This window comes from Vibrio sp. 1402 (genome assembly GCF_033340275.1).
The window spans coordinates 1-645 of record NZ_JAWOWE010000356.1 but is presented as its reverse complement, the minus strand read 5'-3'; the positions used below and the strand labels follow the sequence as shown (position 1 = coordinate 645).

General features: G+C 49.1%; 1 protein-coding gene. It reads left to right on the top strand.

Annotation, left to right across the window (positions count from 1 at the left end; translation table 11 throughout):
- A partial coding sequence (locus R7044_RS26040; protein WP_263857056.1) for an alpha-amylase family glycosyl hydrolase occupies positions 1–645 on the top strand: 645 nt, incomplete at both ends.

Here is a 645-nt window from a genome sequence, read left to right as displayed (position 1 = left end):
CCGTTTGATTTCATGCAGTTAAAGCAGATCTTCAACCATTGGCAAACGGGCTTAAATGGCAAAGGGTGGGGGGCGCTATTCTGGTGTAACCACGATCAACCTCGTGTGGTCAGCCGCTTAGGTGATGATAAACAATACCGCGTTGAGTCGGCGAAAATGCTGGCGGCATCTGTACATATGATGCAAGGCACGCCGTATGTTTATCAAGGTGAAGAGATTGGTATGACCAACCCAGGTTACACTGAGATCAGCCAGTACCGCGACGTAGAAAGCACCAACATGTACGACATCATGGTCAACCGCGATGGCGTATCACACGAAGAGATGATGGCGATTTTGGCGCAGAAGTCGCGTGATAACTCACGTACGCCAATGCAGTGGAACAGCCAAAAGCACGCTGGTTTTACCGAAGGCACACCGTGGCTTGAGGTGGCGCAGAATTACTCTGAAATCAACGCAGAAGCAGCGGTTGCTGATTTGAACTCGGTGTTCTACTTCTACAAACGTTTGATTGAGCTACGTAAACAGGTTCCGGTGATCACCGATGGCCGTTATGAAGATTTACTGCCAGAGCAGCAACGCATTTTTGCTTACGCTCGCCAGAACGACAAACAAACGCTGCTGTGTATCAATAACTACTACGCT